Origin of the sequence: Cupriavidus sp. UYPR2.512 (assembly GCF_000379565.1) — a bacterium.
Lineage (GTDB): Bacteria > Pseudomonadota > Gammaproteobacteria > Burkholderiales > Burkholderiaceae > Cupriavidus.
Window position 1 is genome coordinate 1 of sequence record NZ_KB902936.1, and the last position, 5,216, is coordinate 5,216.

Here is a 5,216-nt window from a genome sequence, read left to right on the forward strand (position 1 = left end):
TATTACCACCGGCGATTTAGTCGGCGCCAAAAAAAACTTCATTGCACGCCAAACGCCTGCGCTTTCCGCAGATTACATCCCGCGGGGCAGCCCAGCGCGCCCAGCGACACGTGGCTGATTCAATCACCACGATCCGCCACCAACTCAGCATTCTCTTGATTGGTAGACTCGCCATGTGTCCGTGCTGTCGGAGGCCAAACAAACGACTTCTCTTGTGACACAGTAAGACTAGCGATAATGGCCGTGTCCACAAAATTCTGAACCATCGGCTTCATACCCTCCGGCACCAAGTCCTTTTCAAGCTGCTCTCTGGCTTGGGCGATGGTAGCCACCGCACTGAGATAATTCGCGAATTCCTTAGTGCATTCGGGCTTGCCTTCACACGCCTTGCGAACGTCCTCGTCAGTGATGGACTGCACAGCAAAGCCATACGTGCTCGCAATGAAGTCCTTCAGCTCCTCTTTGCGACCGGGCCTCAGCCTGGTCAAAAGCTGCTGATTGCCGTCCTTGAAGTCAATGAAGAGGTCCGACTTGACGTAATAGGCGCTGGACGCCCGGTACGGGGCCGCCTGCATGCGAACCTCCGTCAGTCCTTGCGCATCATTCAGGTTTCCAAGCATCCTCAGCGTATCTTCGTCGTTCTGAAGCCACTTTTGTGACAGCGGCTTATCACAAACGGCACAGGTGAAGAACCAGTCTCCGATGGCGGGTGAACGACGGTTGATGCGGAACTTCTGACTGCCGCAGATGCAGATATCGCGTCGCTTGACAGCTTTGGCCTCTTTGTCGCTCCACTGCCACTGGCCTGGGAATGGCTGCTCCCAATTGCCTGACCAGTGGACGAAGATGACGTCAAGCTGCTCCCAATCGCATTTCCGAGCCTTTTTGGGGTCTTGGCAATGGTCCGGGGCCAAGTACGGCAGATCCTTGTCGAGTTCGTTTAGGTCATCGTAGTCCCGGAAAAGGCCACATGTGCGACAGACAAAGGCCAAGGGCGCCGGCGTGTATTCCATGTGCGACGGGCGGCATAGATAGAAGCGGTCCACGCCAGGAAGTAAGAAATTCGCGCGGTCGGCATCAAGCAGCGCCGCTTCGACGCACTGGACAGGCATCACCTCCGGCTGCTTGACGTCAGTGGCTCTGGCACCCATTGCGGCTTCGAACCAAGCACGCCCGAGCTCATTCATGCGCTCGTAAATTAGCGAAATTGTCGTGTCCGAGAGCTGGATGTATTCGCCCGCCGATGAGCGGGAAATGCAGGCTCCCAATCCTCCCTCGAATGTGAAGAAGCTCTCCGGCGCGTAGGAGGTCGCGAGCTGATTTCGCGATCGGCTCATGACTTTCGCCTTTGGCTCCTTCTTCTCCATTGACGTAGCCTTGCTCTTGGCTGGGGTCTTTATTTTTTCCATGGTGGTGCTTTCCTCAGCTCTTTGCTTCGGTTTCAGGGTCCGTAACGTCGATGTCCGCCCCGGACCCCTTGCGGATGAAAGTCATCACACGAGCGGTTGCCCCAGGGGCAACCCTCTTTGATGCCGCATCGATGCTTGACTCTCGGATGAAGCCGGGCTGGTCCACGTCTCGGAGGGACGTCATTCGACGAAGGCGAGTATCACGCACCTCAAAAAACTTAACCAGCTTCGTGGCGTTGACGAACTTGTCGACATCCAAGTCCTGCCGGTAATGGTTGAGCTGGCCTTTGAGAAGTGCCTTGTAGTACTTCTTGCCTTCGGGCGAAGGCATAAAATGCAGGCCAAGGGCCTTCTCCATGAAGGCCTCCGTCGCTTTCACGTTGGCCGGAGACGACATGTACGCTCTAGCGTCGGCCGCCATGGAGTTGGTCGGAACATTTCGCTTGGCTGGGTCGTCGGCTGCGCACAGCGCCTCAATTGCGTTTATGCCGCAGACGTACTCCTGGAAGAAGCTGGGCATGACACGCACGAGAGCCTTCTCGGCCCAACGGTCTACGGCGGCCGGAAGAATCATTCGCTCGAGGAAGCGGTGGAAGATGTCGTGTATCTCGAGGACGAAGCGATCCCGATAGCGCTGCGGCACCGGTACGAGAAGGGAAAAGCCAACGTGGGTTCGACCCACCCGCGAAGAGGCTTGAATGTACTCCGCAATGTCCGATGGAAGGCCAGCAAAAAACATCGCGTTGAACTCTTCGACGTCGACGCCGTGCGATATCGCTGAGGTCGCGATGACGGATCGCAAGGTGTCATTGAGATCTGGAAATTCTTTGTCGACCGCAACCCGCGCCTCCGCTCGGCGGACGACTTCTTGAATCTCAGCCGCCGATACGGCTCCCGATATGAGCTCGGACGCTAGCAGCTGCCCTGAGATGCCAGCGGCCTCATGCAATTTCTCGAATTGCGTCTTCTCGGTGTCAATGACCTGGTCGCCGCCCTTCTTGTTCGTGACATAGGTGAGCGCGATGCGGTGCAGGTCCACTAGCGTCAGCAATACGGCAGGGTCCGCGGCTTTCAACAGCCGGGTGAACTGCGCCTGCAGCGGCCCAGGCGACACCCATCGGACAAGTTCCTCTCGGGCCGATTCCTGGCGTCCCACGTCTTCGCTTCGCAACCGCTCGTATAGGCTTGTGATGACGAGATGGTAGTGCCCAAGGACGGAGGCCATTGACACGGTGTGTCGGTGGCCATTTGTCAGGATGGAGCCGTAGACGCGAGCCCATCGGCTTCGCAGTTCCGTTTCGGACTCCGAAATCGAAGCGCGTTCCTGGTCATCGGGCGTATCGTCAGGCTGCTTGGGCGCCGCATAGAAAGAGCTATAGAGGTCCGGCCCAGGATACGGAAACCGGACGGTATTCTGCCTTTGATAGATGTTGCGCATCTGCCTTTGCGGCTCGCTCACGGTTGCGGAGGCGGCAATGACCTTGATCCGGCGACGCTCGTTGGAGTCAGGCTCGTACGCCAATTCACCGTTGTACAGATGTGCAAGCTGGTCGAAAGCGGCCTCAAGGGCAGACTCGAAGAGGCCCGAGAATGTGCCGAGCGATTCGTCCAGCAGGTGTGCTTCATCCTGGATTAGCAGCGACGGAAATGGGTCAAAGAAGAGCTTCTCGCCTTTTTCGTATGTCGGGAAGAGCGTTTTTGTGCCCGCATCCGGACGCCCTTCCCAGTCCTTGTTTAGCATTGGGACATAGAGCCGACCTGTGGCCGTTTCTGTGAATGGCGCAAAGCCGAACATGCCGAAGAACTTCCGGATGGTCCCCTGCGACTGCCCAAGCGCGGAGAGCTTATCCACCGTGCCAAGGAGCACCGACGGAGCGAGGTCGTAAATGTCCTCGTCGACGATATAGAAGGGCAGCGGTGTCGGTTCATCGAAACGCTCATTCCATGAGCACTTGGTCTTCGGCGCGGTGCAGTAGTGGCCCAAGGCGTTCCCGCCTCCTCCGAGCTTACGGCGCAGCGCCAACATGCTGCCGCTCTTGCTACCACAGAACGGGCAACTTGAAAGCTTGAGCCACCGTTCGCGGGCGCTCTTGTATGGCTGAGTCTCCCGGTGGGAAACCTCCGCCGAAGGTGCGACATCGTGTACCGTGTCCACATCCGTGTAGCCTTCGGTGGTGTGCCAGTTCGGGGTGTTGCTTCCGCCGACCCAGAACCCAAGGGAGAACGGCTCGCCTGGGTGGCCGCGGTGGTACCGCTCTTCCTCAGCTGCAGCCATGGCTGTGAAGGTTCGCCGCGCCTGTTGTAGAGTTAGCAGCCGCAGTGGATAGCGCATCAGGGCAGAGACACCTCGCAGCTTGCCTCGCAGTCTGTCGAGCAGCAACACGAAAACGAGCAGGCCCAAGAACGCCTCGGACTTGCCGCCACCAGTGGAGAAGTACAGTAGGGTGACGGCGTCGGCATGCTTGGCAACCTCGGGGGTGTAGAAGTCGTGAAACTCGCGAATGCGTGTCGCAAAGGCCGGAATAGAAGCGAGTATGAAGGCTAGCTGAAAGAGACGCCACTCGTCATAGCCCTTTCCGGCGGCAACCTTAGCCATTGCTGCGTTCATCGACAACCATGCCTCGAACGGGACGCCCAAACGGCTCTTCTGGGGACCTGGCCCACAGTGGATCTTCGATGCCAACACGGGCAAGGGCCTCAATCCCGGCTGGTGCCGTCTTGCCGAGTATGCCGTCAAGGTTGATGGCGACGACATCCTCATCGCTGTCGAGGGCGTCGAGCCACTGTTCGCCAACTGCTGATATTGCACAGGAACCGATCATGAGCAGGGACCACAACACCGCTGAAGCATACCGAAACAACCGGGTCGGCCCCATCCTGCGCGCGAGCAGCATCACATCGGGCGTCATCGACGCCGCGCGGGAAGACAATCCGGGGAAGGAGATTCGCGTCGACGACAAGCGCGCATACGTGCGCATCGACACCGACGGCGAACTGATCCTGCGCCGGGCCACACTTGAAGACGCGCTGGGCCGCCCGTTCAGGATGTCTGAGCTGGAGGTCAACCTCAGCTCCTTTGCGGGACGTATCGAGACTACGGATGACTACGTCCGCTTCTATTACGAAAAGATGCTGTAACCGGAGACGAGCATGACCACGCGATCCGACGTCCTCAAGCCGCTGAAAACCTGGAGCCACCTGGCCGCGCGCCGGCGCAAGCCGAGCGAGTATGAGATCGTCTCAACGAACCTTCACTACACGACCGATAACCCCGACGCGCCGTTCGAGCTCGACCCAAACTTTGAGATGGCACAGTGGTTCAAGCGTCACCGCAACGCTTCCCCTCTGTCACACCCTGACTGGAATGCGTTCCGCGATCCCGACGAACTCGTCTACCGCACCTACAACCTATTGCAGGACGGTCAGGAAACCTATGTGTCCGGCCTGCTCGACCAGTTTTCCGAACGCGGCCACGACTCCATGCTGGAGTGCTCCTGGACCGGCACGCTGGCGCGGCTGTACACCCCGGCGCGCTATCTGTTTCACGCGCTACAAATGGGATCGGCCTACCTGACCCAGATGGCACCGGCGTCCACCATCTCGAACTGCGCCGCCTACCAGACTGCCGACTCGCTGCGGTGGGTCACGCACACGGCATATCGCACGCGGGAATTGTCGCAGACCTTCGGCGACGTCGGCTTCGGCACCGACGAGCGCCGCTATTGGGAGCAGGACCCGGCGTGGCAGGGCTGGCGCAAGCTGGTCGAACACGCGCTGGTGGCATGGGACTGGGCTGAATGCTTTGTC

4 protein-coding genes and 1 pseudogene are annotated in these 5,216 nt (G+C 59.0%); 3 read left to right on the top strand and 2 right to left on the bottom strand.

Annotated elements, in window-relative coordinates; all coding sequences use genetic code 11:
- Window positions 1-119: 119 nt before the first annotated feature.
- Both A3A5_RS38355 and A3A5_RS38360 read right to left on the bottom strand, forming a co-directional pair.
- Window positions 120-1,409 carry a hypothetical protein gene (locus tag A3A5_RS38355; RefSeq protein WP_018310858.1) on the bottom strand — a complete coding sequence of 430 codons (1,290 nt, stop codon included), beginning with the start codon at window positions 1,407-1,409 and terminating at the stop codon, window positions 120-122.
- A gap of 13 nt (window positions 1,410-1,422) precedes the next feature.
- A complete protein-coding gene (locus tag A3A5_RS38360) occupies window positions 1,423-4,047 on the bottom strand; it encodes a helicase-related protein (RefSeq protein ID WP_198293133.1) in 2,625 nt (874 codons plus the stop codon).
- Between the two features lie 25 nt (window positions 4,048-4,072).
- Here A3A5_RS38360 and A3A5_RS44700 point away from each other — a divergent pair.
- The 3 genes and pseudogenes from A3A5_RS44700 to A3A5_RS0112250 form a co-directional block, all read left to right on the top strand.
- Window positions 4,073-4,210 (top strand): annotated as a pseudogene (locus A3A5_RS44700) (2Fe-2S ferredoxin); the annotation flags it as partial.
- 19 nt (window positions 4,211-4,229) lie between these two features.
- On the top strand, window positions 4,230-4,547 hold the full coding sequence (locus A3A5_RS0112245) for an MmoB/DmpM family protein (protein ID WP_018309597.1): 318 nt from the start codon (window positions 4,230-4,232) through the stop codon (window positions 4,545-4,547).
- A 12-nt stretch (window positions 4,548-4,559) separates the two neighbouring features.
- A partial coding sequence (locus A3A5_RS0112250; protein ID WP_018310861.1) for a hypothetical protein occupies window positions 4,560-5,216 on the top strand: 657 nt, incomplete at its 3' end.